Raw genomic sequence first — 25,516 nt, 5'->3', positions numbered from 1 at the left:
TCTGGAAGTTCGAAGAAAAAAGAAACGGACTCAGGCCACGCTGCGCTGCTGGCCCTGCCAGAAGGGTTCGCGCAGCCTGGTCTTCAGTACCTTGCCGGCGCCCGACAGCGGCAGCGCTTCGACGACGGCCACGCTGCGCGGGCACTTGTAGTTGGCGATCAGGGTCTTGCAGTGGGCGATCAGCTCTTCGGACCTGACGCCCTGCCCCGGCTTGAGCACCAGCACGGCATGCACCGCCTCGCCCCATTCCTCGCTCGGAATGCCGATGACTGCACAGGCCGCCACCGCGGGGTGCTGGTTGATGGCGTTCTCGACCTCGGCCGAATAGACGTTCTCGCCGCCGCTGATGATCATGTCCTTCATGCGGTCGACCACGAAGATGAAGCCGTCGTCGTCCATGTAGGCGCCGTCGCCGGTGTGCATCCAGCCATCGCGCAGCGCGGCGGCCGTCTGCTCCGGCTTGTTCCAGTAGCCCTGCATCACGTTGGGGCCGCGCACCGCCACCTCGCCGACGGTGCCGCGCGGCACCTCCTGGCCGTCGGCGTCGACCACGCGCACTTCCATGCACACGCTGGCGCGGCCCGCCGAGCGCAGCTTGCCCTGCTTGCGGCCCTCGGCCGTATGGAAGTAGGCCGGGTTGAGAGTGGCGATGGGCGAGAGCTCGGTCATGCCGTAGGCCTGCACGAAGCCCACGCCCGGGAACGCCTCCATCGCGCGGTTGAGCACGGCCTCGGAGATGGGCGAGGCGCCGTAGGTGATGTTCTTCAGGCTGCTGAGGTCGCGCGGTTGCCGCATCGCGGGGTGGTCCACCAGCATCTGGATCATGGTAGGCACCAGCAGCAGGCTGGTCACGCGGTCGCGCTCGATGGCGTCGAGCACGCCCTCGGGCGTGAACATGGGAATGATGGCGTGGGTGTTGCCCGTGAACCAGTGCGGCGTGGCCAGGCCCATGTCGGCCAGGTGGAACATCGGCGCGGCGTGCAGGTAGCAGCCGTCGGCCGGCGCCAAACCCTCTGCCTGTGCCGCGAGCGCCGAGCTGCAGATGTTGGTGTGGCTCAGCATCACGCCCTTGGGAAAGCCGGTGGTGCCGCCGGTGTAGAAGATGCCGGCCAGGTCCTCGCCGCGCCGCACTGTGTCGGGCACCGGCACGGCTGCGTCGATCAGCCCTTCGTAGCTGCGCATGCCGGCGGGCACCGGGCCGTCTCCGCAATAAACGACTTCGCGCAGGCTCTTCGACTGGCTGCGCATCTGCTCGACCACCGCGCGGAAGGTCTCGTCGACCAGCAGGATGCCGGAGCCCGAGTCTTCCAGCGAATAGAGGATCTCGGCGGCCGACCAGCGGATGTTGCAGGGGTTGAGCACGCCGCCGCCCCAGGGCACGGCCATCTGGTATTCGAGGTAGCGGTCGGAGTTGAGCGACAGCATGGCGACGCGGTCGCCCTCCCCCATGCCCAGCCGCTGCAGCGCACCGGCCAGGCGCGCGACGCGTTCGGCGAAGTCGCGGAATGTCCGGGCACGGCCGGCGAAACGCACGGCGATGGCATCGGGACGCTGCTGCACGGCCCGGTGGAGGCCCTGGGTCAGGTACATGGTGTGTCTCCGTCTCTTGTTCTGTGGCCGAATGGTAGGAACGCGGGCCCGGCCCGGCGATTGCGCTTCGCTTCGTTCGCATTGCAGAAAACCTCAATCGACACGACGGCGAGCTTGCGATCTGATCGCTGCGCCACCATGCTGCAACCGCCAGTCACCATTCCCATCATCTTCGTCCAGGGCATGCTCTCGGGTATCCGTGCCCGGGGCGACGAAGCGCCCATCGACGTCGATGCCGCGCTGGAACAAGCCGGCATCGCGCCCGCGCTGCTCGACGAACCCGGATCGCGCGTCACCGCCGAACAATACGTCGCCCTCTTCGCGCTGCTGATGGAGCGGCTGGACGACGAGGCCCTGTGTTTCCTCACACGCCGCCTGCGCTGCGGCAGCTTTGCGCTGATGACGCGCTCCACGATCGGCGCGCGCACCTTCGAGGTGGCGCTGCGCCGCGTGGCCCGCACCTTCGACCTGCTGCAGGACGACCTGTCGCTGGTGCTGCTGCGCGAAGGCGCCCTCGCGGGCGTCGGACTGCGGCTGAACGTCCGTCCCCCATGCACCAGAACTTCCTGCACGAGCTGATGCTGCGGGTGTACTGGCGGCTGTTCGCATGGCTGCACGGCGGCCGGCTGACGGCGCGGCGCTTCGACTTCGGCTTCGCGCTGCCGCCCTACGCGGACGACTACGCCAAGGTGTTCCCGGCTCCGCTGGAGTTCGGCAAGCCGCTGTCGGCCGTGTGGTTCGACGCCGCCTTGCTGGACACGCCGATGCACCGCGACGCACGGCAGATGCAGACTTTCCTGGCCGCCTCGACGGCCAATGTCATCCTGCCCAGCCTGGCGGAGCAGGCAGTGAGCGCGCGGGTGCGCACGGTGCTGCAGCAGCACCGCCCCGCATGGCCCGACCTCGCGACCACAGCCGACGTGCTCCACATGTCTGTCAGCACGCTGCAGCGGCACCTGGCGACCGAAGGCACTTCGTTCCAGGCGCTGAAGGACCAGCTGCGGCGCGACCTCGCCATCGTGCGGCTCAACACCAGCACCGTGCCGCTCGCGGCGCTGGCCGGGGAGCTGGGCTTTGCCGACAGCGCGGCCTTCCAGCGTGCCTTCAAGACGTGGACCGGCGGCGCGCCCGGCTCGTACCGGCGCCGCGCGGCACAGGATTGAGTTTTCAGGACTTTCCGGAACTACAGCCATCCGCGCGACAATCCGGCGCATGGCCAACTCTTCCGATCTCCCGCCCCTCAACCGCCAGTTCGTCGCCCATTTCGGCGAGATGGGCAGCAAGTGGGGCATCAACCGCACCGTCGGGCAGATCTACGCGCTGATCTTTCTTTCTGAACGCGCGCTTAACGCCGACGAGATCGCCGAAATGCTGGAGTTCTCGCGCTCCAACGTCAGCATGGGCCTGAAAGAACTCCAGGCCTGGCGGCTGGTACACCTGCGGCACCACCCCGGCGACAGGCGCGAGTACTTCGAGGCGCCTTCCGACGTGTGGGAAATCTTCCGCGTGCTGGCCGAGGAGCGCCGCCGCCGCGAGATCGAACCCACGCTCTCGATGCTGCGCAACGCCCTGCTCGAATCGCCCCGAAGCGACGCCGAGCGCCACGCGCAGGAGCGCATGCGCGAGATGCACGACCTGATCGACCGGCTGATGAAATGGTTCGACGACGTGCAGCGGCTCGCGCCCGAAACCGCCATGAAGCTCATGGGCATGGGCGCGACCGTGACGAAGGTGCTGACGCTCAAGGACCGCATCACGGGCGGCGTGGCGTCGAAGAAGAAAGCCGCCGAGTAGGCCGGCCCTCCTCTCTTTCTCTCTAGAGCCGCTCCTGCCCCGAGGACGGCTCGGGCGTTCCGAGCTTGGCCTTGCGCACCGCCTCGTCGTCCATGAGTTCGTACCACATGGCGTTGAGCACGGCGAAGGCGGCCGCCAGCGGCAGGCCGAGGATCCAGGCGAAATACCACATCTTTGATTCCTCCTTTGGTTCTTCAGTAGGCGTGGCCGCTCTCGTCGCGGATCGCCTGTTCGTCGACCTTGCCCCACAGCACGCGGTAGACCCAGCTCGTGTAGGCCACGACCAGCGGGATGAAGATGGCCGTGACCACCAGCATGATGAACAGCGTGAGGTGGCTCGAGGACGAGTCCCACACCGTGAGGCTGGCGCGCGGGTCGATGGACGACGGCAGGATGAACGGGAACATCGAGGCCCCCACGCTCAGGATGATGCCGGCGATGCCCAGCGCGGCCGTCAGCAGCGCGAGCACCGGGCGGCGCAGCGCGAGGCCCAGCAGCGCCCCGAGCGCACCGACGAAGCCGGCCGCCGGCGCCGCCAGCGTCCATGGGTGCGCCGCGTAGTTGGCGGTCCACGCGCCCGCGTGCAGCTCGACCGTCTTCAGCATCGGGTTCGACGGCCCCGTGGCATCGATCACGCTGCTGATGCGGAAGCCGCCAATGCTCGTCGCCAGCAGCACGCCGGCCAGCGCATAGAGCACGACGGTGAGCACGGCCGCGACCATGCCATAGGTGCGCGCACGCTCGGCCACCGGCCCGGCGGTCTTCAGCAGCAGCCATGCGGCGCCGTGCATCACCAGCATCGCCACCGACACCAGACCGCAGAGGATGGCGAACGGGTTCAGCAGGCCGAAGAAACCGCCGTCGTAGAAGATGTGCATGTCGGGGTTGAAGCGGAACGGCACGCCCTGCAGCACGTTGCCCACGGCCACGCCGCAGATCAGCGCCGGTACGAAGCCGCTGAAGAACAGCACCCAGTCCCAGCGCGCACGCCACTGCGGCGACTCGCGCTTGCTGCGGAACTTGAAGGCCACGGGCCGCAGGATCAGCGCCGTGAGAATCACGAACATCGCAAGGTAGAAGCCCGAGAAAGACACGGCGTACAACTGCGGCCACGCCGCGAAGATCGCGCCGCCGCCCAGGATCAGCCAGACCTGGTTGCCCTCCCACACAGGGCCCACGCTATTGATGACGACGCGGCGCTCGATGTCGTTGCGCGCCGCGAAGGGCAGCAGCATGCCGCTGCCCAGGTCGAAGCCGTCGGTCACGGCGAAGCCCACCAGCAGCACGCCGATCAGCAGCCACCAGATGAAGCGCAGGGTGTCGTAGTCGAGGAGTGTGTGAAGAATCATGCTGCGCTCCCGGCGGAAGGAGAAGGAATTGCCGCGCCCGCATGGGCCGGCGGAATGTGCGAGAGGCTGTCGCCCTCGTCAGGCGCATGCTCGGCCTCGGGCCCCTTGCGGATGGCCTTGAGCATCAGCTTCATCTCGATGACGAGCAGCGCGGTGTAGATCGCGATGAAGCCCGCGAGCGTGAGCAGCAGCGTCTTCACGCCGAGGTTCGACACGGCCACCGCGGTCGGCAGCACGCCTTCGATCACCCACGGCTGGCGGCCGAACTCCGCCACCAGCCAGCCCGACTCGATGGCGATCCACGGCAGCGGAATCGCGAACACGGCAAGCTTCAGTAGCCAGCGGTGGCTGTCGAGCTTGCGGCGCGCCGAGAGCACGAAGAAGGTGCCGGTCAGAACGATCAGCAGCATGCCGATGCCCACCATCACGCGGAACAGCCAGAAGAGCGGCGCCACCTGCGGCACGGTGTCCCACGCGGCCTTGGCGATCTGCTCGTCGGTGGCCTTGCGCGGATCGTCCACATAGCGCTTGAGCAGCAGCGCGTAGCCCATGTTGATGCCGTTGTCCTCGAAGTCGCCGCGCACGCCCTGTGTCACCTTGTCGGGGCCGCCGGCCTCACGGATCTTCTGCAGTGCGTCGTAGGCCTTCAGGCCCTCGCGTATGCGGGCCTCGGCGCGCTTCACGAGTTCGTCGATGCCGGGCATCACGGTGTTGAGCGAGCGCGTGCCGATCAGGCCCATCACCGCCGGGATGTGGATGGCGTAGTGCGTCTCGCGCGCCTGCTGGTCGGGGAAGCCGACGACGGTGAAGGCGGCGGGCGCGGGCTGCGTTTCCCACATGGCCTCGATGGCGGCGAGCTTCATCTTCTGGTGCTCGCCAGAGAGATAGCCGCTCTCGTCGCCGAGCACGGCCACCGAGAGCGCAGCGGCCAGGCCGAAGGAAGCCGCGACCGTCATCGAGCGCTTGGCGAGCGCCAGATGCCGGCCCTTGAGCACGTACCAGGCCGACACGCCGAGCACGAACACGGCGGCGCACACATAGCCGGCCGAGACGGTGTGAACGAACTTGGCCTGCGCGACCGGGTTGGTCAGCACGGCGGCGAAGTCGGTCACTTCCATGCGCATGGTCTGCGGGTTGAAGGCCGCGCCCACGGGGTTCTGCATCCAGCCGTTCGCGATGAGAATCCACAGCGCCGAGAAGTTGGAGCCGATGGCCACCGCCCAGGTGGAGATCAGGTGGCCCACCTTGGAGAGCTTGTCCCAGCCGAAGAAGAACAGCCCGACGAAGGTGGCCTCCATGAAGAAGGCCATCAGCCCCTCGATGGCCAGCGGCGCCCCGAAGATGTCGCCGACGTAGTGGCTGTAGTAGCTCCAGTTCATGCCGAACTGGAACTCCATCACGATGCCGGTGGCGACGCCCATCGCGAAGTTGATGCCGAAGAGCACGCCCCAGAATTTGGTCATGTCGCGCCAGATCACGCGGCCGGTCATCACGTAGACCGTCTCCATGATGGCGATGATGATCGAGAGTCCGAGCGTCAGCGGCACGAACAGGAAGTGGTACAGCGCCGTGACGGCGAACTGCAGGCGCGATAGCGCGACGATGTCGAGGTCCATGGGGGTTCTTCCTTTGTGTTCCCTGTTTTTCGTTTCCGGATTCAGTCGGGGCGCAGGCTGCGCAGCGCGGCGTCGAAGGCCTCGCTGCCGCGACGCAGGTCGGCGGCGATGCGGCCCTGGTCCATGCACACGAGGCGGTCGGCAAGCGCGGCCTCGCGGCGCAGATGGGTGGCGATCAGCAGGGTCCGGCCTCCTGCGTGCCGGGCAAGGCGCTGCAGCACGTCGTGTGCGGTTGCGGCGTCGAGCGCCTCGGTGGGCTCGTCGAGCAGCCACATGGGCACGTCGCGCAACAGCAGCCGGGCCAGCGCGAGGCGGCGCGACTGGCCGCCGGAGAGGCCGAGGCCACCTTCGCCGAGGGGGGTGTCCAGGCCCGCGTTCAGGGCACGCACTTCGTCTTGCAACCCTGCCGCCTGCAACACGGCGTGGAGTTGCTCGTCGGTGGCTTCCGGGGCTGCCAGGCGAAGGTTGTCGCGCAGGCTGTCCTGGAAGAGTTCGGTGCGCTGGGTCAGCAGGCAGGCGGGCTGCGCGAGAACGCTGCCGGAACGGGGCGTGATCTCGCCCGCGATGGCGGCGAGCAGCGTGGACTTGCCGGCGCCGCTCGCGCCGATGACCGCGACGCGCTCGCCTGCGCGCAGGGTCAACGAGGCTTCGGTGAGGACCGGCGTGCCGCTCTCGCCGTGGGCCACGGTGACCAGTTGCAGCTGGAGTGCGGTTCCGGAGTCTGGAGAGCTCGTCGTCGCACCGGGCTCGTCGGCGGCAGAAGCCATGCGGGGAGCAAGTCGCCGTACCGCCAGCCATGTGCGGCCCGCGTCGAGCGCACCGCGGCGCAGGGCTGCAAAAGGCTCCGTCGCCGTGAGCGCCACCAGCAGCGCCAGCGCCGCGGCCGGCGCGCCGATCATGCCCTCGCCCACCAGCAGGCCGACAGCCAGCAGCACGCCGACGAGCGTCAGGGTGCCGGCGCCGCCGTAGGCGAAACCAGCGGATGCGTCGAGCCTGTTCAGCGCGAGATCGGCCTTGGCGAGCTGCGCGTCGGCGGCCATCAAGGCCTCGCGTTGCGCATCGATGCGGCCGGCCATCACCAGGTCGGCCTGCCCTGCCACCAGATCGACGGCGCGTGCGCGCAGCGCCTCGATGGCATGCGCACGCCGCACGGCCGGCCGGCGTGCGCGCCTTGCGACGAGCAGCGCGATGCCCCAGCCGGCGATCACGAGCCAGAGCGCCAGCGCCAGGCCCATCGCCACGTGCATGAAACCGAGCACCGTGCCGGCGAGCAGCGCGGCGCCCAATGCCGCGGCAGCCGGGACGATCAGGCGCAGATAGAGCGACTCGAGCGCGTCGATGTCGGCGGTCAGCCGGAACAGCAGGCGCGCCGGGCGCATCAGCAGCTGCTGCGCGGCCTCGGCCCTGGCCCAGCCTCGGAAGAGGCGCACGCGCATTTCGGCGAGTACGGCGAAGGTGGCATCGTGCGTCACCAGCCGCTCGCCGTAGCGCGATGCGGTGCGGCCCAGCGCGAGCAGGCGGATGCCGGCGGACGGCATGAACACGTCGAAGGTGAATGCGGTGGCCGCATGCAGGCCGGCCAGCGCGGTCGCGGTGATGAACCAGCCCGACAGCCCCAGCAGCGCCATGCCCGCGAGAACCGTGACCGCCGCGAGCAGGCAGCCCAGGAGCAGCCAGCGCGGCTGCGTGGCGAGGAAGGGGCGCAGCACCAGCCGCAGATCGCGCCAGTTCGTGCTCGGGTGGGAAGTCTTGCTCATGCCGCCTTCTCCATCGCTCCTGTGCTGCCGAGATTCACGGTGCGGTCCATGCGCGCGGCCAGCGCCGGATCGTGCGTTGCGACGATGAGGGTCTTGCCGCGTGCCAGCGCCAGCAGCGCATCGATCACGCGCTCGGCGGTTTCGGCGTCGAGGTGCGCGGTGGGTTCGTCGACCAGCAGCAGGTCTGCATGCGGATGGACCGCGATGCGCGCGAGCGCAAGGCGCACGGCCTCTCCGCCGGACAGGCCCTGCCCGCCCTCGCCCAGCGAGGTGGCGGGATGCGCCTGCGCCACGGTTTCGAGCGATGCGAAGTTCATGGCGTCGGTCACCCGTCGGCTGTCGGCATCCGGGCGCCCCAACGCCACGTTGGCTTCGACCGAACCGGCGAAGACGTGCGGCGCCTGCCCCATCCATCCCATGCGCTGGCGCAGCGCGGCCACTGTGCGGCCAGTGAGCGCCACGCTGCCGATGGAGATATCGCCACGCGTAGCGGGCACCAGGCCGGCGAGCAGGGACAGCAAGGCGGTCTTGCCACTACCGCTTGGCCCCGTCAGTGCGACGTGCTCTCCGGGGGCGATGCGAAGTTCATAGCCGTCGAAGACTTCCTGCTGCTCGCCGGGCCAGGAGAAGTGCAGGTTGTGGATGGTGACTGCCGATGCACCGGCGTGGGCACTCGTCGTGGCGCGTATCAGCGAGGCATTTGCGCCGGGCAGAGGCAGATCGTTGCGCTGCAGGCGGTCGAATGCATCCAGTGCGGCTTCGCCCGCGGCGCGGTCGTGCCAGACCATCGACAGCTCGCGCAGCGGCTCGAAGAATGCGGGCGCCAGCAGCAGCACGAACAGGCCCTCGCCCAGGCTCAGCGTGCGGCCCCAGGTGCCGAAGCCGAGCGAGCCGAGCAGGTGAAAGCCGACGTAGGCAGCCACCAATGCCACGCCCAGCGCAGAGAAGAGCTCGAGCACTGCGGAGGAAAGGAATGCGATGCGCAGCACAGCCATCGTCCGGCGGCGCAGGGATTGGGCTGAATCGCCCAGGCGCCGCGCGGTGAGTTCCACGGCGCCAAGTGAGCGAAGCGTTGCCAGTCCACGGAGCCGGTCGAGCAGGAAGGCGTTCATGCCGCCGAGCTCCACCATCTGCGCCTCGCTCGCAGCCTTGGCGCGCCAGCCGACGATGGCCATGAAGATCGGGATCAGCGGCGCCGCGACCAGCAGAACCAACGCTGCAACCCACGAAAAGGCAGCCACCGCGCACAGGATGAAGATCGGCACCACCGTCGCGCGCCACCGCGCGGGCTGGTAGCGCACGAGATACGGCACCAGTGCCTCGGCCTGCTCGGCGAGCACGCTTGCTGCGAGCCCGGAGTGTGCGCGGCTGCGGTCCAGCGGGGAACCGGCGGCCAACGCAGCGACGGTTTCGGCGCGCAGCGCGGTGAGTTGCGCGCGTGCGCGGGTGAAAGTCCGGCGCGCACCCCAAGCCTCGCACCCCGCCCTCAGCAAGCCGAGCAGCAGGATCGCGGCGGCAGGCCAGATCACCGCAGCGAAGCCGCGCCCCGAAGCCAGCCCCTGCACCGCCACAGCCAGCAATGCGGCCTGCGGCAGCCAGAACAGCGCCGCAGCGCCTTGCACCACCCCGCCGACGTCAGGCGACGCGAAAGCCCGCAGCGGCGATCGGGATGGCGAGTGCTTGGTCATTCCTTAGTTTCGTGAATTTTCAGTATTTACTGAAATCTCCACAATCATACCGGAGACTGAGGCGACTGACGAGCCCGCAGACTGCACGCTCCGGCGCGCGAACGCAACCGATTCAGGAAGATTCGGACGGTGCGCCTGCGCCGGCGCACCCGTCCTTTAATGAGAAACGACTATTCCGCTGACCAGCAGCGCAGCGAACAGCGTGAACACCGCGCGCCAGGAGGCCGGGCGCGCTTCCACCCAGCGATACAGCAGCGCCGCCGCAACCACCGACAGCCCGAAGGTCGCAACGAGGCCGCATGCATCGAACCACGAGCCGTGCGGCCCGGCATTCGCGACCGCCGCGTTCATGGCAAGCAGCACCGGAAAGTGGATGAGGAAGAGCGAATACGACATCCGCCCCAGCCGCACCAGCGGCATGGCCACCAGGGGCCAGTGCTTCGGCGACAGCCAGTTCCGCCGCTGCGCGACCGCGATCAGCAGCGCCGTGACCAGCGCAGTGGCGATGCGGCTGCGCCAATCGATGGCCAGCGCGCCCGCCCCCACCAGCGCCACCAGGGCGATCGCGCTCTGCCAGGTGCTGTACCGCGTCGCGCGCCCGATCCAGAACACCAGCATGCCCAAGCCGTAGGTACCGAAGAAATAGAAGGCCGTGTCGTCCAGGCCGGCATTGCGATTGAAGAGCACGAGCGAAGCCACCGCCAGCCCGAACACCAGCGCCACGGGCAGCCAGCGCGCCCGCAGGCCCTGCGGCGCGGAGCCGCCGGCGCGCTGCAGCATCGAGGGCAACCCAACCAGCAGCAAAGCCAGCGCGAACAGCTGGAAGTCGATGGCCACGTACCAGACGCCCGTGGAGAGCGACTCGTAGCCCAGCAGATCCTGCAGCAGCAAGCCGTGGGCAACCAGTTGCCCGAAGGTCGGCGACGCAGGCACCACTTCCTCATCGAGCCACGGCCGCACCACCGCAGCGACCAGTACGCACACAGTGAGCGCCGCGAGGTACGGCATGATCAGCCGCCCATAGCGCTGCAGGATGCGAGCCACCGGCCGCTCCACGCGCAACGTGCCGTCCGGCGCAAGACTGGCCGCCGCCAGGAAGCCGGCGATCACCAGAAACACCTGCACCGCCAACCGCCCCTCGTTGGCCAGCCAGGCGAAGAAATCGGGCGCGAGCGCATACGCGCCAGCCGGCATCGGGCCGTAGCGCGAGAGGTGATGTCCGACGATCACCGCGCAGGCGATGCCTTTCGCCGCATCGAGCAGCGGCATGCGCCCCACGGACGAAGACGGCGGCGCGCCGGCAACGGGCGCGGCGCCGTTGGCAAAGGCAGTCAAAGCGCGAGCCGCTGCCTTGCCTCCTGGTATTCGCGCTTGAGCTTTTCGATGAAGGCTGCGGCCGTGGCCACTTCGGTCACGGCGCCGATGCCCTGGCCCGAACCCCAGATGTCCTTCCAGGCCTTGGCCTTGCTGCCTTCGCCGCCGCCGAAGTTCATCGTCTTCACGTCGCCCTCGGGCAGGTTGGCCGGGTCCATGCCGGCCTTGACGATGCTCGGCGCGAGGTAGTTGCCGTGCACGCCGGTGAAGAGGCTCGAGTAGACGATGTCGTCCGAAGTGCCGTCGACGATCGCCTGCTTGTACTCGTCGCTCGCGCGCGCTTCCTCGGTCGCGATGAACGCCGTTCCGATGTAGGCGAAGTCGGCGCCCATGGCCTGTGCCGCGAGCACCGCGCCGCCGGTGGCGATGGAGCCCGACAGCGCGATCGGGCCGTCGAACCACTGGCGGATTTCCTGCACCAGCGCGAACGGGCTCTTCACGCCCGCGTGGCCGCCGGCACCGGCCGCCACGGCGATGATGCCGTCGGCGCCCTTCTCGATCGCCTTCTGCGCGAACTTGTTGTTGATGATGTCGTGCAGCGTCACGCCGCCGTAGCTGTGCACCGCGTCGTTCACGTCGGTGCGCGCGCCCAGCGAAGTGATGACGATCGGCACCTTGTACTTCACGACCATCTCCATGTCGTGCTCGAGCCGGTCATTGCTCTTGTGCACGATCTGGTTGATGGCGAACGGTGCGGCGGGTTTGCCGGGGTTGGCCTTGTTGTAGGCCGCCAGCTCCTCGGTGATCTCGGCGAGCCAGTCTTCCAGTTGCGCCGCGGGGCGCGCGTTGAGCGCCGGCATCGAGCCGACCACGCCCGCCTTGCATTGCGCAATCACGAGCTTGGGGTTGCTGATGATGAAAAGCGGCGAGCCGATGATCGGCAGCGGCAGGTTCGCGAGTACGGGGGGCAGCTTGGACATGTCGTCTCCGGAGATAGATTCGGTCTTGTAAGAGTAAGAGAGGAAGGCCGCCATCGCCCGTCAGGTGGGCGACAGCGGCGGTGCTTCTTGCGCCGCTCTCAGAACGCCTCGAGCGCCAGCGCCGTCACGCTCTCGGCACCTTCGACAATGCTGTCGCGGATGCCCGGCACCTTGTTCAGGATGTGCTCGGCATAGAAGCGCGCGGTGGCGATCTTCGCCAGCATGAAGTCGGTGTCGAAGCTGCGCGAGGCGAGGTCCTGCGCAATGATCAGCGAGCGCGCAAGCTGCCAGCCGGCCACGAGGTTGCCCGTGAGCATCAGGTAGGGCACGCTGCCCGAGAACACCGCGTTGGGCGATGCCTTGGTCTGGCCCGCCACGAAATCGACCACGTCGATGAACGCAAGGCGTGCGGCCTTCAGGCGCTTGAGCACGGAAGCCGCCGCGGGGCTGTCGCTCTTGGCGAGTTCGGCCTCGGTCTTCTCTATTTGTGCCGCGATGGCCTTCGCAGTCTGGCCGCCGTCGCGTGCGGTCTTGCGGCCCACGAGGTCGTTGGCCTGGATGGCGGTGGTGCCTTCGTAGATCGTCAGGATCTTGGCGTCGCGGTAGTACTGCGCCGCGCCGGTCTCCTCGATGAAGCCCATGCCGCCGTGCACCTGCACGCCCAGCGAGGCCACTTCCAGGCTCATCTCGGTGCTGTAGCCCTTGACCAGCGGCACCATGAATTCGTAGAAAGCCTGGTTCTGCTTGCGCGCATCCGCGTCGGGATGATGATGCGCGGCGTCGTAGGCGGCAGCGGCCACGCTGGCCATTGCACGGCAGCCTTCGGTGTAGGCGCGCATCGTCATCAGCATGCGCTTGACGTCGGGGTGGTGAATGATGGGCGCGCTGGCGTTGATGGAGCCGTCCACCGGGCGGCTCTGCACGCGCTCCTTGGCATAGGCCACCGCGTGCTGGTAGGCGCGCTCGGCGATCGCGATGCCCTGCATGCCCACGGCGTAGCGGGCCGAGTTCATCATGATGAACATGTACTCGAGGCCACGGTTCTCCTGGCCCACCAGGTAGCCGATTGCACCGCCATGGTCGCCGTACTGCAGCACGGCGGTGGGCGATGCCTTGATGCCCATCTTGTGCTCGATGCTCACGCAGTGCACGTCGTTGCGCTCCCCGAGCGAGCCATCCTTGTTCACGAGGAACTTGGGCACCACGAACAGGCTGATGCCCTTCACGCCCTCGGGCGCACCGGTCACGCGGGCCAGCACCAGGTGCACGATGTTCTCGGCCATGTCGTGCTCGCCGTAGGTGATGAAGATCTTGGTGCCGAACACCTTGTAGGTGCCATCGGGCTGCGGCTCGGCGCGGCTGCGCACCATGGCGAGGTCGCTGCCGGCCTGCGGCTCGGTGAGGTTCATCGTGCCGGTCCACTGGCCGCTCACGATCTTCTCGAGATAGGTGGCCTTGAGCTCGTCGGAACCGGCCGTGAGCAGCGCCTCGATGGCGCCGTCGCTCAGCAGCGGGCACAGCGCGAAGCTCATGTTGGCCGAGTTGAGCATTTCGCCGCAGGCCGCGCCGATGGTCTTGGGCAGGCCCTGGCCGCCGAAGTCCGCCGGATGCTGCAGCCCCTGCCAGCCGCCCGCCACGTACTGCGCGAAGGCTTCCTTGAAGCCCGGCGTGGTGGTGACGGCGCCGTCCTTGAACGACGAGGGATTGCGGTCGCCCGGCACGTTCAGCGGCGCGATCACGTCCTGGTTGAAGCGCGCGCACTCTTCGAGCACGGCCTGTGCGGTTTCGAGGCCGGCATCCTCGAAGCCCGGCAGCTTCGCGATCTCGCCGATGTTGGCCAGGTGTTCGATGTCGAACAGCATGTCCTTGATGGGGGCGGTGTAGCTCATGTCATGTCTCCAGATACAGCGGATACGAAAAGGGCATCGCGAACGATGCCCTCTGGCTCAGTGCAGCGATGCGATCAGAGCGCCTTCACCAGTTCCGGCACGGCCGTGAACAGGTCGGCCACGAGGCCGTAGTCGGCCACCGAGAAGATCGGCGCCTCTTCGTCCTTGTTGATCGCCACGATCACTTTGGAGTCCTTCATGCCGGCCAGATGCTGGATCGCACCCGAGATGCCTGCTGCGATGTACAGCTGCGGCGCAACGATCTTGCCCGTCTGGCCAACCTGCCAGTCGTTGGGGGCGTAGCCCGCATCGACGGCTGCACGGCTGGCGCCGAGGCCCGCGTTCAGCTTGTCCGCCAGAGGCGCCATCACCTCGGTGAACTTCTCTGCGCTGCCCAGTGCACGGCCGCCCGAGACGATGATCTTGGCGGCGGTCAGTTCGGGACGCTCGCTCTTCGTGACTTCACGGCCCACGAAGCTGCTCTTGCCGCTGTCGGCCACGCCTGCAGCCGATTCGACTGCAGCACTGCCACCCGTGGCTGCTGCGGCGTCGAAGCCGGTCGTGCGAACGGTGATCACCTTGGTCGCATCACTGCTCTGCACGGTGGCAATCGCGTTGCCCGCGTAGATCGGACGCTCGAAGGTGTCCGCGCTCACCACGGCGGTGATGTCGCTGATCTGGGCCACGTCCAGCTTCGCAGCCACGCGCGGCGCAACGTTCTTGCCGTTGGCGGTCGAGGGGAACAGGATGTGGCTGTAGTTGCCGGCAATCGCGAGCACTTGAGCCGCGACGTTCTCGGCGAGGTTTTCAGCGAGGCTCGGGCTGTCTGCGGCGATGACCTTGGAGACACCTGCGATCTGGGCTGCCGCCTTGGCTGCTTCGGCAGCATTGGCGCCAGCCACAAGCACGTGGACGTCGCCGCCGCAGGCCAGCGCTGCGGTCACGGTGTTGAGGGTGGCCGGCTTGATGCTGGCGTGGTCGTGTTCGGCAATAACAAGTGCGGTCATGTTCAGATCACCTTCGCTTCGTTCTTCAGTTTGTCCACCAGCGTTGCAACGTCGGGCACCTTGATGCCGGCGCCACGCTTCGGCGGCTCAGCGACCTTCAGGGTCTTGAGACGTGGCTTCACGTCCACGCCCAGCTCTTCAGGCTTGACCGTGTCCAGCTGCTTCTTCTTGGCCTTCATGATGTTGGGCAGCGTCACGTAGCGCGGCTCGTTCAGGCGCAGGTCGGTGGTGATGACCGCGGGCAGCGTGAGGGAGACCGTTTCCAGGCCGCCGTCGACCTCACGGGTCACCGTTGCCTTGTCACCGGCGACTTCGACCTTGGAGGCGAAGGTGGCTTGGGGAAGATCGGCCAGGGCCGCCAGCATCTGGCCGGTCTGGTTGGCGTCGTCGTCGATGGCCTGTTTGCCGAGGATGATGAGAGACGGCTGTTCCTTGTCGACCAGTGCCTTCAGCAGCTTGGCGACCGCCAGGGGCTGCAGTTCTTCAGCGGTTTCCACCAAGATGCCACGGTCGGCGCCGATGGCCATGGCGGTGCGCAGGGTTTCCTGGCACTTGGCATCGCCGCAGGAGACGGCGATCACTTCGGTGACCACGCCCTTTTCCTTCAGCCGCACCGCTTCTTCAACGGCGATCTCGTCGAAGGGGTTCATGCTCATCTTGACGTTGGCAATGTCCACTCCGGTGCCGTCGCTCTTCACGCGCACCTTCACGTTGTAATCGACGACCCGTTTGACAGGCACAAGAACCTTCATTGACTTGACTCCATTGGGATTGCAAAAGGGGGGCTTCGAGGGCAAACCGGTCATTCTAGGGCGCGACCTTTGCCGCCTCTCCATTCTTCTCATTGGTGCAGGCACCATAAAAAAGAACGATCGTGCTTTTCCGTAATTATAAAGCGGTGAATGCCCGGGTCACTCCAGCCAGCAAAGATATTTACATCCCGTCGGGCTTGAAAACCTTCGTTCCTTCAACCTGAGCCCCGCGACCGAAGCAGCGCCGCGCGGGCAACTCCCGGGATCGGTCGGCCCTACACCCCTCGCACGCAAATCGATCCCACACGCCCGCTCGCGGTGCACACGATCCCGCCAATGGCGCCATCTGCGGCCAACTTCCGGGTTTTCGCCGATATCTGGCCTGGCACGCAACATGCAAGATGAATACTGTCGACAGATGACTGTCGATTTTCGGAGATCAGATGGAAACAGCAGAACGCAGCATCCCGGACACGCGCATCGGCGCCCGCCCTCTCCCTCCCATGAGCCAGGCGGAGCGGCAGATCCGCCAGGACCTCGCCGCGGCCTACCGGCTCGTCGCCCTCTACGGCATGGACGACAGCATCTACACGCACATCTCGGCCCGCGTGCCCGGCACGAAGGACCAGTTCCTGATCAACCCCTTCGGCATGCTGTTTCGCGACATCACGGCGTCCTCGCTGGTGAAGATCGACCTGGACGGCAACCTCGTCGAGCCCGGCGAGTACGACGTGAACCCGGCCGGCTTCACGATCCACAGCGCGGTGCATGCCGCGCGCCATGACGCCGTCTGCGTGCTGCATACCCACACCGTCGCCGGCGTGGCGGTTTCCTCGCTGGCCGGCGGGCTGCAGCCGTGCAACCAGTGGGCGCTGCAGTTCCACAACCGCGTGACCTATCACGAATTCGAGGGCATCGCGCTCAACCACGAGGAGCGCGAGCGCCTGGTCGCCGACCTGGGCCCGAGTTCCCGCGCGCTGATCCTGCGCAACCACGGCCTCATCACGCTGGGCCGCAGCGTGGCCGAGGCATTCATCCTGATGCACAACCTGGAGCGCGCCTGCCGCGTGCAGGTGGCCATCCAGGGCACGGGCCAACCGGTGCACCCGGTTCCCGAGGAGGTCTGCGAGCTGACCGCGCGCCAGTACGAGAGCGGCGACACGAATCGCCTCGCCTCTGCACCGCACGACCCCTACGCCCGCGAATGGCGCGCGCTCCTGCAGCGCCTGGCCCCGCCCAGCCCCGCCTCGTTCCGCGACTGAAATCACCTGTCCTTCACCGCCCTCCCACCCTGAAAGGTCTGCCTCGATGAAACGCCGCCACCTGATCCAAGCCGGCTCCGCCGCCCTCGGCCTGTCCATCGCGGGGGTGCCACTGCACGGCCTGGCGCAAACCAGGAAGGGTGTGGTCAACGTGCTGGTCCAGCCCGAACCGCCCGGCCTGATGATGGGCATCGTGCAGAACGGCCCCACGCAGCTGATCGCCGGCAACATCTACGAGGGCCTGCTGCGCTACAACGAGAAGCTCGAGCCGCAGCCCCAGCTCGCCACCTCCTGGACCGTGAGCGCGGACAGCAAGACCTACGTCTTCAAGCTCAAGCCCAACGTCAAGTGGCACGACGGCAAGCCTTTCACGGCCGACGACGTGGTGTTCTCGTGCGATGTGTTCCTGCGCAAGACGCACGCGCGCTTCCGCGCCAGCCTGGCGCAGGTGGAGTCGATCAAGGCGCTCGACCCGCTGAGCGTGGAGTTCAAGCTCAAGCAGCCCTTCGGCCCCTTCATGGGCATCTTCGAGAACGGCACCATGCCGATGGTGCCCAAGCACATCTACGAAGGCACCGACTTCGCGACCAACCCGGCCAACGCCACGCCCATCGGCACGGGTCCGCTCAAGTTCAAGGAGTGGGTCAAGGGCTCCTACATCCAGCTGGTGGCCAACGAGAACTACCACCAGCCCGGCGCCGTTGGCGTGGAAAGCGTCTATTTCCACGTCATTCCCGACGCAGCCGCGCGGGCCGCCGCCTTCGAGTCGGGCAAGGTCGACATCGCCCCGGGCGGCACGGTGGAGTACTTCGACGTGGGCCGCCTCGCAAAGCTGCCGGGCGCGGCCGTGACCACCAAGGGCTGGGAGTTCTTCGCGCCGCACAGCTGGCTGTGGATGAACAACCGCACGGCGCCGATGAACAACGTCAAGTTCCGGCAGGCCGTGTGGACCGCCATCGACCGCGAGGCCATGGCCAAGGTCGCCTGGTACGGCTACGCCAAGCCGGCCACCGGCCCCTTCAATAGCCACATTGCCTACGCCAGCGACGACGTCACCAAGTACCCGCGCGACCTCGCCAAGGCCAAGAAGCTGGTGGCCGAATCGGGCTACAAGGGCGAGACGCTTCGCCTGCTGCCGCTGCCCTACGGCGAGTCCTGGCAGCGGCAGGCCGAGATCGTGCGCCAGAACCTCACGCAGGCCGGCATCAAGATCGAGATGCTCGCCACCGACGTGGCCGGCTGGAACCAGCGCAACAGCGAGTGGGACTTCGACCTCGCGTTCACCTACGTCTACCAGTACGGCGACCCTGCGCTCGGCGTGGGCCGCAACTACACGAGCGACAACATCGCCAAGGGCTCGCCCTTCAACAACGTGGCGGGCTACTCGAACCCCAAGGTCGACGAGCTGTTCGCGGCCGGCGCGCGCGAGAGCGACCCGGCCAAGCGCCGCGCGATCTACCTGGAGGTGCAGAAGCTGCTGGTCGACGAGGTGCCCGTGGCCTGGCTGCACGAGATCAACTTCCCGACGCTGTACCGCAGCAAGATCCAGAACGTGGTGTCCTCCGGCATCGGCCTGAACGACAGCCTGGGCCGCGTCAAGCTGGCCTGACTTTCCTCCTCCGCATGCGACGCACGGCCCACGGGCCGGGCCACCGCATGCCCGAATCGAGCTTGCCATGAAACGACTGCAGTTCATGTCCGTGCGCTTGCTGCAGGGCCTTCTGGCCCTGCTGGTGATCGCCACCGTCAATTTCCTGCTGGTGCGTGCGGCGCCGGGCGACCCGGTCTCCGTCATGGCCGGCGAGGCCGGTGCGTCCGACGCGCAGTTCGTCGCCCAGCTGCGCCAGCAGTTCGGCCTCGACCAGCCGCTGCCCGTGCAGCTCGGCAACTACCTCGGCCACGTAGTCCGGCTCGACCTGGGCTTCTCGTACCGCCAGCAGCAGCCCGTTGCCGATCTGATCATGGAGCGCCTGCCGGCCACGCTGCTGCTGACGGGCACGGCCTTCGGGCTCTCGCTGCTGTTCGGCATCGTGCTCGGCGCGCTGGCCAGCCGCAACGCGGGCAAGTGGCAGGACAGCCTGATCACCGTCGTCGCGCTGGTGTTCTATGCCACGCCGCTCTACTGGCTGGCCATGATGGCGGTGCTGCTTTTCACGGTGCAGCTCGACCTGCTGCCGGCCTTCGGCTTCTTCACCGTGGGTGCGGACCTCACGGGCATCGACAAGGCAGTGGACATCGCGAAGCACCTGATCCTGCCTTCGCTCACGCTGGCTCTCTTCTACATGGCGGTCTATGCGCGCATGACGCGCGCCTCCATGCTGGAAGTCGCGCAGATGGACTTCGTGAAGACCGCGCGCGCCAAGGGCGTAGCGCCCGGGCGCATCCAGCGCAAGCACATCCTGCGCAACGCGCTGCTGCCGGTGGTCACGCTCGCCGGCATCCAGGCCGGCGGGATGATCGGCGGCGCGGTGCTCACCGAGACCGTGTTCGCCTGGCCCGGCATCGGCCGGCTCATGTTCGACGCCCTGCTGCAGCGCGACTACAACCTGCTGCTGGGCTGCTTCCTGTTCACCGCGGCCATGGCCGTGCTGTTCAACCTGATCACCGACTTCGTCTACACGCTCGTCGATCCCCGCATCGAGCTGGGCTGAGCCAAGGAGCCGTTCATGAAAAGCAAATTCTGGCGGCGCTTCAGCCGCAACAAGGGCGCGGTCTTCGGCCTCATCGTGCTGATGCTGGTGGCGCTGGTCACGGCGCTGGGCCCCTTCATCGCGCAGAACAACCCCTGGGACATGGTCGGCACGCCGTTCGCGGCGCCGATGGCCGAGCAGGGCCTGCTGCTGGGCACCGACACCATGGGCCGCGACATCCTGTCGGGCATCGTCACCGGCGCGCGCGTCTCGCTGCTGATCGGCGTGGTCTCCACCGTGGTCTCACTGCTGATCGGCGTGAGCATCGGCGCCGTCTCGGGCTACTTCGGCGGCTGGGTCGACGCCACGCTGATGCGCTTCACCGAACTGTTCCAGGCCATCCCGAGCTTCGCGCTGGCCATCGTGCTGGTGGCCATCTTCCAGCCCTCGGTGCAGTCCATCGTCACGGCCATCGCGATCGTGTCCTGGCCGCCCGTGGCGCGGCTGGTGCGCAGCGAGTTCCTCACGCTGCGCCAGCGCGACTTCGTGGCCGCCGCCCAGCTGGCCGGCCAGTCCACGCCGCGCATCATCCTCACGCAGATCCTGCCCAACGCTGCCTCGCCCATCGTGGTGATGGCCTCGCTGATGGTGGCAACGGCCATCCTGCTCGAGTCCAGCCTGAGCTTCCTCGGCCTGGGCGACCCGAACCAGATGAGCTGGGGCTACATGGTCGGCTCGGCGCGCACGGTGCTGCGCCAGGCATGGTGGATGGCGGTGTTTCCGGGCGTGGCCATCCTGCTCACGGTGCTCGCGCTGAACCTGGTGGGCGAAGGCCTGAACGACGGACTCAACGCGCGCGCCGACGGGAGGGGCAAATGAAAATGGAAAACCTCGTTCTTCCCGTGCTCGACGTCCAGGGCCTGGACATCCGCCTGCCCCAGGGTGCAGACCGCGAGCTGGCTGTACAAAGCGCGTCTCTGCAACTGATGCCGGGCCAGACGCTGTGCGTGGTCGGCGAATCCGGTTCGGGCAAGTCGATGATCGCCAACGCCATCATGGGCCTGCTGCCGCGGCCGCACGTGGAACCCGTGGCCGGCCGCATCCTGTTCGACGGACAAGACCTTCTGCAGCTCGACGAAGCACAGTTGCGCACGCTGCGCGGCCGGCGCATCGGCATGGTGTTCCAGGAGCCCATGACGGCGCTGAACCCGGTCATGCGCATCGGCGAGCAGATCGTCGAGGTGTTCGACGCCCATGTGAAGCTCTCGGCCGCGCAGAAACGCCAGCGCATCCTCGCGGCGCTGGCCGACGTCGGCCTGCCCGAGCCCGAGGTGCTGATCGACAGCTACCCGTTCCGCTTGTCCGGCGGCCAGCGCCAGCGCGTGATGATCGCCTGCGCGCTGGCGCTCGAACCCGCCCTGCTGATCTGCGACGAACCCACGACCGCGCTGGACGTGACCACGCAGGCGCAGATCCTGAAGCTCATCCGCGAGCTGCAGCAGCGCAAGGGCACGGCGGTGCTGTTCATCACGCACGACTTCGGCGTGGTCTCCGAGATCGCCGACCAGGTCGTCGTGATGCAGACCGGCCAGGTGGTGGAAGCCGGCCCGGCCGCCGCCGTGCTGGCGCGGCCCCAGCATGCCTACACGCGCAAGCTCATCGCGGCCATTCCCAACGGCCAGGTGCGCGCGCCGGTAGAGGCACGCCCCGTCGAGCACGTGCTGCAGGTGCAGGAGCTGCGCAAGACCTACGTGACCGGCGGCGGCCTGTTCAGCAAGGGCCGGCGCGTGGAGGCGGCCAAGGGCCTGTCGTTCGATCTGCGCCGTGGCGAGACGCTGGGGCTGGTCGGCGAATCGGGCTCGGGCAAGTCGACCGTGGGCCGCTGCATCGTGGGCCTGGCGCCCTTCGACAGCGGCCGCGTGCTGTTCAAGGGCCGCGCGCTGCAGTCGGGCGCGCAGTTCCGCGCGCAGTCGCAGGGCAAGATCCAGATGGTGTTCCAAGACCCGTACGCCTCGCTGAACCCGCGCCACCGCATCGGCCCGGCCATCGCGGCCGGCCCCATCGCGCAGGGGGTGCCGAAGGCGCAGGCCATGGCCCGCGCCATGGAGCTGCTGGAACTCGTGGGACTCAAGCCCGACGCTGCGGAACGCTTTCCGCACGAGTTCTCCGGCGGCCAGCGCCAGCGCATCGGCATCGCGCGAGCGCTCGCCATGGAGCCGCAGCTGCTGGTGGCCGACGAGCCCGTCTCCGCGCTCGACGTGTCGGTGCAGGCCCAGGTGCTGAAGCTGTTCGCCGAGGTGCGCGAGCGCTTCCAGCTGGCGATGGTGTTCATCACGCACGACCTGCGCGTGGCAGGCGAGATGTGTGACCACATCGCCGTGATGCAGCGCGGCCAGATCGTCGAATACGGCGAGACCGCCACCGTGCTCGCCAACCCGCAGCATGCCTACACACGCACGCTGATCGAGGCGCAGCCGAGGCTGTCGGCTGTGGCTTCGGAGCAGGCGGTGGCCGCATGACCCAAGAGCTCAACATCGCGCTGGTATCCGACCAGATTGCCATGGACTACTTGCAGCCAGCCTTCCGCGCGCGCTTTCCGCAGGCCCGGCTGCACCGTATCGACACCGAGGTGCAGGAGCTGGACGCGCTCGACCGCATCGACACCGTGGTCTGCTGGTCGCCGCCGCCCGGGCTGCTCGCGCGCATGCCGCGCCTGCGGCTGGTGCAGTCGGTAGGCGCGGGCACCGACCACATCACGCGCGATGCTTCGCTGCCCGACGTGCCGGTGCGCCGCATCGTCGACGCCGACATGGCCGACGGAATGAACGCCTACGTGGCATGGGCCGTGGTGCACGGCCAGCGCCACATGGGCGCCTACCTCGAGAGCCAGCGCCGGGCGGCCTGGGAGGAAGCGCCCATAGAGCCGCCGGGGCACCACCGCGTGGGCATCGCCGGGCTGGGCGTGCTGGGCCAGTCGGTCGCGCGCGCACTGCTGGCCATCGGCTACCGCGTGCGGGGCTGGAGCCGCAGCTCCAAAAACACGAATGAGCTGCCCGCCGGCATCGAGGCTTTCCACGGCGATGCCGGGCGCGCCGAATTCCTGGCGGGCTGCGACACGCTGGTCTGCCTGCTGCCGCTGACCGAAGACACGCGCGGCATCCTGAACGCCCGACTGTTCGCGCAGCTGCCGCGCGGCGCGCGCCTCGTCAACGCCGGCCGTGGCGCACATCTCGTGCAGGACGACCTGTTGGCCGCGCTGCAAAGCGGTCAGCTCGCCTCGGCCGTGCTCGACGCCTTCGTCGAGGAGCCGCTGCCGCAAGGCCACCCGTTCTGGCGCCATCCGCGCATCACCGTCACGCCGCACATCGCGACACGCACCCGGCCCGAGGCCATCGCGCGGCAGACCCACGACAACCTGGCGCGGCTGTAGAACGCCGCCCGCCATCCACGGAGGAACCCCATGGCAGAACCCCTAGGCACCGGCGACAAGGACGTCGCCACCCACCTGCACTCCTACACCAACCTGGCCGCGCTGCCGCAGACGCCGCCGCTGGTCATCGTTCAAGGCGACGGCATCCACGTCGTGGACGAACACGGCCGTCGCTACCTGGAGGCCATGTCGGGCCTGTGGTGCGCCTCGCTGGGCTTTTCCAACAAGCGCCTGGCCGCGGCCGGCGCGAAGGCGCTGAACACCCTGCCCTACTACCACACGTTCAACCAGCGCACCAACGTGGCGGTAGCCGACCTGGCCGAGCGGCTGCTCGCGCTGGCGCCCGTGCCCATGGCCCGCGTGTTCTTCGCCAACTCGGGCTCCGAGGCCAACGACAGCGCCGTGAAGATGGTCTGGTACTACCACAACGCCATCGGCCAGCCGGAGCGCAAGAAGATCATCGCGCGGCGCAATGCCTACCACGGCGTGACCGTGGCCGCCGCCAGCATGGGCGGGCTCGACGGCAACCACCGCGACTTCGACCTGCCCATCGCCACCGCGCCCGCGCGCTTCCTGCACGTGGATTGCCCGCACCACTACCGCTATGCCGAACCCGGCGAGACGGAGCAGGACTTCTCCAGCCGCCTGGCGCAACAGCTGGAACAAACCATCCTGGCCGAAGGCCCGCAGACGGTGGCCGCCTTCATCGCCGAGCCGGTGATGGGTGCGGGCGGCGTGCTGGTGCCGCCGGCCGGCTACTTCGAGAAGGTGCAGGCCGTGCTGCGCAAGTACGGGGTGCTCATGATCGCCGACGAGGTGATCTGCGGCTTCGGCCGCACGGGCAACATGTTCGGCTCGACCACCTTCGGCATCCAGCCCGACATCCTGAGCTGCGCCAAGGCCCTGTCGTCGGGTTACGTGCCGATCTCGGCGGTCATGGTCAACGAGAAGGTGCACAGCGCCATCGCCGCCAACAGCGGCAAGCTCGGCAGCTTCGGCCATGGCTACACCTACTCGGGGCATCCCGTCGCCTGCGCGGTGGCGCTGGAGACGCTCAAGGTCTACGAGGACGAGCGCATCCTCGAGCACGTGCGCGAGATCGCGCCCGCGTTCCAGGCCGGGCTGCGCGCCTTCGCCGAACGGCCCTGGGTGGGCAACCTGCGCGGCGTGGGCCTGATCGGTGCCATCGAACTCATGGCCGACAAGGCCGCGCGCACGCCATTCGCACCCGAGCGCAAGGCCGGCTACCGCTTCGCGGCGCTGGCTCTGGAAGAAGGGCTCATCGTGCGCGCCATGGGCGACAGCATCGGCCTGTGCCCGCCGCTCATCATCACGCGGGCCGAGCTGGACGACCTGTTCGCGCGGCTGGCCCGCGCCATGGACCGATTCGACCAGGAAACGAAGGCCTGACGAGCATGCAGGCCTTCTTCAGCGACGACCAGCTGCTGCACGACCCGCAACAGTTCATGCGGCTGGGCCGCATCTGCAAGCCGGCGGACCTTCCCACGCGCGCCGAGGCGCTGATGGGCACGCTGGCCGCGCGCGGCATTTCGGTGAGCTCGCCGCCCGAAGCCGGCCGCGCTCCGCTGGAGCTGGTGCACAGCATCGACTACCTGGACTTTCTCGAAAGCGCCCATGCGCGCTGGCAAAAGCTCGGCGGCCTGGGCCTGGAGCCCGGCATCGAGGTGCTGCCCAACCTGTCGCCGCACGGCGCGCGCTTCGGGCCCTGCCCCTCGCCGTCGGTGGTGGCGCAGGCCGGCTGGTACATCGGCGACCTGGCCTGCCCGATCGGCCCGCACACCTGGCGCTCGGTGCTGCGCTCGGCCCACGCGGCGCACGCCGCGGCCACGACGGTGCTGGACGGCGGCGGCATCGCCTACGCACTGTGCCGGCCCTCGGGCCACCACGCGCAGCATGCGCGCGCGGGCGGCTTCTGCTACGTGAACAACAGCGCCATCGCGGCCGCCACGCTGCGCCAGCGCCACGCGCGCGTGGCCGTGCTCGACATCGACGCCCATCACGGCGACGGCACGCAGCAGATCTTCTACGAGCGCGGCGACGTGCTGACCGTGTCGACCCACGCAGACCCGTCCGGCTACTACCCCTGGTACACGGGCTATTCGCACGAGCGCGGCACCGGCGAGGGCGAAGGCTGCAACCTGAACCTTCCGCTCGCGCACGGCAGCGGCAACGCCGAGTTCGCCCAGGCGCTGGACCAGGCCGCCGCCGCCATCGAGCGCTTCCAGCCGCAGGCCCTGGTGCTGCCGCTGGGCTTCGACACCTACAAGGACGATCCGATCAGCGTGCTCAAGTTCGACATGGAGGCCTTCCGCCTCGCCGGCGCGCGCGTGCGTGCGCTGGGCCTGCCCGCGGTCGTGGTGCAGGAAGGCGGCTACATGGTCGAGGCCATCGGCGCCGCGCTCGATGCGTTCCTGGAGGGGCTGCGCGCATGACCGCC

Annotated in this window: 21 protein-coding genes and 1 pseudogene; 11 read left to right on the top strand and 11 right to left on the bottom strand. The window is 68.0% G+C overall.

Annotated elements, in window-relative coordinates; translation table 11 throughout:
• Positions 1 to 30 precede the first annotated feature (30 nt).
• Positions 31 to 1,590 carry a long-chain-fatty-acid--CoA ligase gene (locus AC1VNX_RS13520; RefSeq protein WP_483157141.1) on the bottom strand — a complete coding sequence of 520 codons (1,560 nt, stop codon included), beginning with the start codon at positions 1,588 to 1,590 and terminating at the stop codon, positions 31 to 33.
• A gap of 138 nt (positions 1,591 to 1,728) precedes the next feature.
• Between AC1VNX_RS13520 and AC1VNX_RS13515 the strand changes: the two are divergent.
• The 3 genes and pseudogenes from AC1VNX_RS13515 to AC1VNX_RS13505 form a co-directional block, all read left to right on the top strand.
• Positions 1,729 to 2,297: pseudogene (locus AC1VNX_RS13515) on the top strand (AraC family transcriptional regulator); the annotation flags it as partial.
• Positions 2,298 to 2,354: 57 nt separating this feature from the next.
• Positions 2,355 to 2,753, top strand: coding sequence for a helix-turn-helix domain-containing protein (locus tag AC1VNX_RS13510; RefSeq protein ID WP_483161949.1), 399 nt, complete (start codon positions 2,355 to 2,357; stop codon positions 2,751 to 2,753).
• A 49-nt stretch (positions 2,754 to 2,802) separates the two neighbouring features.
• Positions 2,803 to 3,384 carry a GbsR/MarR family transcriptional regulator gene (locus AC1VNX_RS13505; protein WP_483157140.1) on the top strand — a complete coding sequence of 194 codons (582 nt, stop codon included), beginning with the start codon at positions 2,803 to 2,805 and terminating at the stop codon, positions 3,382 to 3,384.
• A 22-nt stretch (positions 3,385 to 3,406) separates the two neighbouring features.
• Here AC1VNX_RS13505 and cydX read toward each other — a convergent pair whose 3' ends face one another.
• From cydX to AC1VNX_RS13455, 10 genes are all read right to left on the bottom strand, one after another.
• Positions 3,407 to 3,556, bottom strand: a complete 150-nt coding sequence (gene cydX / locus AC1VNX_RS13500) for a cytochrome bd-I oxidase subunit CydX (protein ID WP_093201312.1) — start codon at positions 3,554 to 3,556, stop codon at positions 3,407 to 3,409.
• Positions 3,557 to 3,578: 22 nt separating this feature from the next.
• The gene (cydB, locus tag AC1VNX_RS13495; protein WP_483157139.1) at positions 3,579 to 4,733 is read right to left on the bottom strand and encodes a cytochrome d ubiquinol oxidase subunit II; all 1,155 of its coding nucleotides are present in this window, start codon (positions 4,731 to 4,733) and stop codon (positions 3,579 to 3,581) included.
• Positions 4,730 to 6,349 carry a cytochrome ubiquinol oxidase subunit I gene (locus AC1VNX_RS13490; protein ID WP_483157138.1) on the bottom strand — a complete coding sequence of 540 codons (1,620 nt, stop codon included), beginning with the start codon at positions 6,347 to 6,349 and terminating at the stop codon, positions 4,730 to 4,732. Before AC1VNX_RS13490 ends, cydB begins: the two co-directional genes overlap by 4 nt.
• Positions 6,350 to 6,390: 41 nt before the next feature.
• Positions 6,391 to 8,106, bottom strand: a complete 1,716-nt coding sequence (cydC, locus tag AC1VNX_RS13485) for a thiol reductant ABC exporter subunit CydC (protein WP_483157137.1) — start codon at positions 8,104 to 8,106, stop codon at positions 6,391 to 6,393.
• On the bottom strand, positions 8,103 to 9,794 hold the full coding sequence (cydD, locus tag AC1VNX_RS13480) for a thiol reductant ABC exporter subunit CydD (protein WP_483157136.1): 1,692 nt from the start codon (positions 9,792 to 9,794) through the stop codon (positions 8,103 to 8,105). The genes cydC and cydD overlap by 4 nt, the downstream gene beginning before the upstream one ends.
• Positions 9,795 to 9,950: 156 nt before the next feature.
• On the bottom strand, positions 9,951 to 11,063 hold the full coding sequence (locus tag AC1VNX_RS13475; RefSeq protein ID WP_483161948.1) for an acyltransferase family protein: 1,113 nt from the start codon (positions 11,061 to 11,063) through the stop codon (positions 9,951 to 9,953).
• A gap of 62 nt (positions 11,064 to 11,125) precedes the next feature.
• Positions 11,126 to 12,088 (bottom strand): NAD(P)H-dependent flavin oxidoreductase, encoded by a 963-nt coding sequence (locus AC1VNX_RS13470; protein WP_483157135.1) that lies wholly within the window; start codon positions 12,086 to 12,088, stop codon positions 11,126 to 11,128.
• A gap of 98 nt (positions 12,089 to 12,186) precedes the next feature.
• Positions 12,187 to 13,977 carry an acyl-CoA dehydrogenase gene (locus AC1VNX_RS13465; protein ID WP_483157134.1) on the bottom strand — a complete coding sequence of 597 codons (1,791 nt, stop codon included), beginning with the start codon at positions 13,975 to 13,977 and terminating at the stop codon, positions 12,187 to 12,189.
• A 74-nt stretch (positions 13,978 to 14,051) separates the two neighbouring features.
• Positions 14,052 to 14,984 carry an electron transfer flavoprotein subunit alpha/FixB family protein gene (locus AC1VNX_RS13460; protein WP_301512158.1) on the bottom strand — a complete coding sequence of 311 codons (933 nt, stop codon included), beginning with the start codon at positions 14,982 to 14,984 and terminating at the stop codon, positions 14,052 to 14,054.
• A 2-nt stretch (positions 14,985 to 14,986) separates the two neighbouring features.
• A complete protein-coding gene (locus AC1VNX_RS13455) occupies positions 14,987 to 15,736 on the bottom strand; it encodes an electron transfer flavoprotein subunit beta/FixA family protein (RefSeq protein ID WP_483161947.1) in 750 nt (249 codons plus the stop codon).
• 503 nt (positions 15,737 to 16,239) lie between these two features.
• Here AC1VNX_RS13455 and AC1VNX_RS13450 point away from each other — a divergent pair.
• The 8 genes from AC1VNX_RS13450 to AC1VNX_RS13415 all read left to right on the top strand — a co-directional run bounded on the left by AC1VNX_RS13450 (position 16,240) and on the right by AC1VNX_RS13415 (position 25,511).
• A complete protein-coding gene (locus tag AC1VNX_RS13450; protein WP_483161946.1) occupies positions 16,240 to 16,998 on the top strand; it encodes a class II aldolase/adducin family protein in 759 nt (252 codons plus the stop codon).
• Positions 16,999 to 17,044: 46 nt separating this feature from the next.
• Positions 17,045 to 18,607 carry an ABC transporter substrate-binding protein gene (locus tag AC1VNX_RS13445; RefSeq protein ID WP_483157133.1) on the top strand — a complete coding sequence of 521 codons (1,563 nt, stop codon included), beginning with the start codon at positions 17,045 to 17,047 and terminating at the stop codon, positions 18,605 to 18,607.
• 67 nt (positions 18,608 to 18,674) lie between these two features.
• Positions 18,675 to 19,649, top strand: a complete 975-nt coding sequence (locus AC1VNX_RS13440; RefSeq protein ID WP_483157132.1) for an ABC transporter permease — start codon at positions 18,675 to 18,677, stop codon at positions 19,647 to 19,649.
• A gap of 15 nt (positions 19,650 to 19,664) precedes the next feature.
• Entirely contained in the window at positions 19,665 to 20,507 is an 843-nt protein-coding gene (locus AC1VNX_RS13435) for an ABC transporter permease (RefSeq protein ID WP_483157131.1), read from the top strand.
• Positions 20,508 to 20,509: 2 nt separating this feature from the next.
• Entirely contained in the window at positions 20,510 to 22,147 is a 1,638-nt protein-coding gene (locus tag AC1VNX_RS13430; RefSeq protein WP_483161945.1) for an ABC transporter ATP-binding protein, read from the top strand.
• Positions 22,144 to 23,058, top strand: coding sequence for a 2-hydroxyacid dehydrogenase (locus tag AC1VNX_RS13425; RefSeq protein ID WP_483157130.1), 915 nt, complete (start codon positions 22,144 to 22,146; stop codon positions 23,056 to 23,058). The genes AC1VNX_RS13430 and AC1VNX_RS13425 overlap by 4 nt, the downstream gene beginning before the upstream one ends.
• Before the next feature lie 30 nt (positions 23,059 to 23,088).
• Positions 23,089 to 24,468, top strand: a complete 1,380-nt coding sequence (locus tag AC1VNX_RS13420; RefSeq protein ID WP_483157129.1) for an aminotransferase — start codon at positions 23,089 to 23,091, stop codon at positions 24,466 to 24,468.
• 5 nt (positions 24,469 to 24,473) lie between these two features.
• Positions 24,474 to 25,511, top strand: a complete 1,038-nt coding sequence (locus AC1VNX_RS13415; RefSeq protein WP_483157128.1) for a histone deacetylase family protein — start codon at positions 24,474 to 24,476, stop codon at positions 25,509 to 25,511.
• Positions 25,512 to 25,516: the final 5 nt, after the last annotated feature.

The sequence above is a fragment of the Variovorax sp. TLI9-5A genome (assembly GCF_056867935.1).
The sequence above is the reverse complement of the archived record's forward strand: the minus strand, read 5'-3'. Positions and strand labels throughout refer to the sequence as shown.

Coding starts and splice junctions, on each gene's coding strand:
- AC1VNX_RS13520 (WP_483157141.1), bottom strand. CDS start 1,590: ATGTACCTGACCCAGGGCCTCCACCGGGCCGTGCAGCAGCGTCCCGAT.
- AC1VNX_RS13510 (WP_483161949.1), top strand. CDS start 2,355: ATGCACCGCGACGCACGGCAGATGCAGACTTTCCTGGCCGCCTCGACG.
- AC1VNX_RS13505 (WP_483157140.1), top strand. CDS start 2,803: ATGGCCAACTCTTCCGATCTCCCGCCCCTCAACCGCCAGTTCGTCGCC.
- cydX (WP_093201312.1), bottom strand. CDS start 3,556: ATGTGGTATTTCGCCTGGATCCTCGGCCTGCCGCTGGCGGCCGCCTTC.
- cydB (WP_483157139.1), bottom strand. CDS start 4,733: ATGATTCTTCACACACTCCTCGACTACGACACCCTGCGCTTCATCTGG.
- AC1VNX_RS13490 (WP_483157138.1), bottom strand. CDS start 6,349: ATGGACCTCGACATCGTCGCGCTATCGCGCCTGCAGTTCGCCGTCACG.
- cydC (WP_483157137.1), bottom strand. CDS start 8,106: ATGAGCAAGACTTCCCACCCGAGCACGAACTGGCGCGATCTGCGGCTG.
- cydD (WP_483157136.1), bottom strand. CDS start 9,794: ATGACCAAGCACTCGCCATCCCGATCGCCGCTGCGGGCTTTCGCGTCG.
- AC1VNX_RS13475 (WP_483161948.1), bottom strand. CDS start 11,063: ATGCCGCTGCTCGATGCGGCGAAAGGCATCGCCTGCGCGGTGATCGTC.
- AC1VNX_RS13470 (WP_483157135.1), bottom strand. CDS start 12,088: ATGTCCAAGCTGCCCCCCGTACTCGCGAACCTGCCGCTGCCGATCATC.
- AC1VNX_RS13465 (WP_483157134.1), bottom strand. CDS start 13,977: ATGAGCTACACCGCCCCCATCAAGGACATGCTGTTCGACATCGAACAC.
- AC1VNX_RS13460 (WP_301512158.1), bottom strand. CDS start 14,984: ATGACCGCACTTGTTATTGCCGAACACGACCACGCCAGCATCAAGCCG.
- AC1VNX_RS13455 (WP_483161947.1), bottom strand. CDS start 15,736: ATGAAGGTTCTTGTGCCTGTCAAACGGGTCGTCGATTACAACGTGAAG.
- AC1VNX_RS13450 (WP_483161946.1), top strand. CDS start 16,240: ATGAGCCAGGCGGAGCGGCAGATCCGCCAGGACCTCGCCGCGGCCTAC.
- AC1VNX_RS13445 (WP_483157133.1), top strand. CDS start 17,045: ATGAAACGCCGCCACCTGATCCAAGCCGGCTCCGCCGCCCTCGGCCTG.
- AC1VNX_RS13440 (WP_483157132.1), top strand. CDS start 18,675: ATGAAACGACTGCAGTTCATGTCCGTGCGCTTGCTGCAGGGCCTTCTG.
- AC1VNX_RS13435 (WP_483157131.1), top strand. CDS start 19,665: ATGAAAAGCAAATTCTGGCGGCGCTTCAGCCGCAACAAGGGCGCGGTC.
- AC1VNX_RS13430 (WP_483161945.1), top strand. CDS start 20,510: ATGGAAAACCTCGTTCTTCCCGTGCTCGACGTCCAGGGCCTGGACATC.
- AC1VNX_RS13425 (WP_483157130.1), top strand. CDS start 22,144: ATGACCCAAGAGCTCAACATCGCGCTGGTATCCGACCAGATTGCCATG.
- AC1VNX_RS13420 (WP_483157129.1), top strand. CDS start 23,089: ATGGCAGAACCCCTAGGCACCGGCGACAAGGACGTCGCCACCCACCTG.
- AC1VNX_RS13415 (WP_483157128.1), top strand. CDS start 24,474: ATGCAGGCCTTCTTCAGCGACGACCAGCTGCTGCACGACCCGCAACAG.